The 1,875-nt window shown below is 47.1% G+C and carries 2 protein-coding genes; both read left to right on the plus strand.

The window, feature by feature from the left end:
* The first annotated feature begins 200 nt into the window (after positions 1-200).
* The gene (locus HUU59_13545) at positions 201-1,529 is read left to right on the plus strand and encodes a DUF4157 domain-containing protein (GenBank protein NUO20465.1); all 1,329 of its coding nucleotides are present in this window, start codon (positions 201-203) and stop codon (positions 1,527-1,529) included.
* Between the two features lie 25 nt (positions 1,530-1,554).
* On the plus strand, positions 1,555-1,875 hold a 321-nt coding region (locus HUU59_13550; GenBank protein NUO20466.1), incomplete at its 3' end, for a hypothetical protein.

A 1,875-nucleotide genomic window follows, 5' to 3' on the forward strand; every position in this document is an offset into this window, starting at 1 on the left:
GCAAAACAACTCCAGATCGCCGGCGGGAATATCAAGAACATAGTCCTGAATGCTGCCTTCTTAGCGGCTGAAAACGGGGGTATCATCGGGATGGAGCATATTCTCCATGGGGTAAAAAGAGAGTTTGAAAAGATTGGAAAATTATGGAGTAAGAAGGAGCTTAATAAGTTTCTCAATTCAAAGAGTGGAGGGAGGCCATGATGATAGGGACAAAAGAATGGAAAAGACAGAATGGCGAATCTTCAGATATGGTAAAAAGACGAGACGATGATGCAGGATTGAATCCAAATCCGTGCGGTGGTTGTAACACCTGTCATCAGATGACAAGGATTCACGCCATGCCTACCAGTCATGGACGGGCAGATGACGGTGGCGAAGGACCAGATATGCAAAAGCCTTGTGCATCAAATTTCTTCCAGCGGAATCTGGGGAATAGTTACATGCAGGCTGTTACTAAAGGTAGTGTCCCAATGCTCCAGAGAAAATGCGCCTGTGGCGGTTCCTGCGCAAGCTGTGCTGAAAAAGAAGAGGCACTTGGGAAAATACAGACTAAGTTGACCATTGGCCAGGTAAATGATGTCTATGAGCAGGAAGCTGATAGGGTGGCGGATCAAATCATAGGGATGGCAGATTCATTAATGCAGGCAGAAAATGAACAACCGAGTGCTGGAATCAATATTCAAAGGATCACATCAGATCATAACGATTCACTGAATACTGATTTAGATATCCATCTCAACGAAAGCGGTGGACGCCCTTTGTCACCTTCTACCCGCCAGTTTATGGAGCCACGTTTTGGTGTTGATTTCGACCACGTTCGTCTGCACGCGGACCAGGATGCCAATCAAACAGCCTCACAGATTCAAGCAAAGGCATTTACCTATGGCCACCATATCTGGTTGGGAAAAGGGGAGAGTGAGAGCGACAGGACATTGATGGCACATGAATTGACGCATGTGGTACAGCAGGGTGCAGCCTATAATCGCCAGGTTCAGATGGCGCGTCTCCCTTGTACAAGTCGAAAAAAGATCGATGTGTATGCAGTGAATCTTCCCGGTTCGACAAGATCTATACATGACGATCTTACGATGGCAAACGATATTCTGTGCCAATGTGGGATAGAGATAAACGTTACTGGGGGTGTGTCCTGGGCAACGAATATTTTGGATATGAATGCACCCAATGGCGTACTGAATGAAGATGCTTCACCTACAGTAGATACAGCCGAAGTTCAGGCCATGACCGCTTACCGCCCCGGTGGCGACGTTATACACGCCTATTATGTACCGGCCAATACGTTGGCAGATAGAGGGGGATCCTACGGTTATACAGGTATGCATCCTAGCCTCCCTCACTCAGTCTCGCTAACTAACATTGCTGCAGTGGACACCTTGGCCCACGAGTTAGGTCATGTTTTACTTGATGATCCAAGTCATCACGCTAATCGTGATAACCTTATGGCGTCCGGAGGAATTAGAAATGTGGGTGTCGATGAATTGGAACAAACTCAGTGTAACCGAATGCCGTAACCCTTACTGAAGGAGTGACTGACCTATGCCAGGTGGCTTTGGCAACAAACCAAAAATCTTACGCGGCGCATTTGTTGAATACGGCATTAGCCTTCCACCGCTTGTGGTGGTGTTTCAATTTAATCCGATTCAGCTTACCCGCAACCGTAGTCTTACCTTCTCGGTTCCGAGCAGTGAGACTTCGGGAGGTGCATCAACCTCACTCAGGAAGTTTCATGAAAGACATGATGATCTGACTGATCTGCGTGACACCCAGCAAGTACAGGTGCAGGAAGAATCCATCGGCTTAGAAATCCGTTTAGATGCTACTGATAAATTAAACGAGGGAGACACTATCACAGAACAG

It is taken from the genome of bacterium (assembly GCA_013360195.1).
GTDB lineage: Bacteria > Electryoneota > RPQS01 > RPQS01 > RPQS01 > JABWCQ01.

Coding starts and splice junctions, on each gene's coding strand:
- HUU59_13545 (NUO20465.1), top strand. CDS start 201: ATGATAGGGACAAAAGAATGGAAAAGACAGAATGGCGAATCTTCAGAT.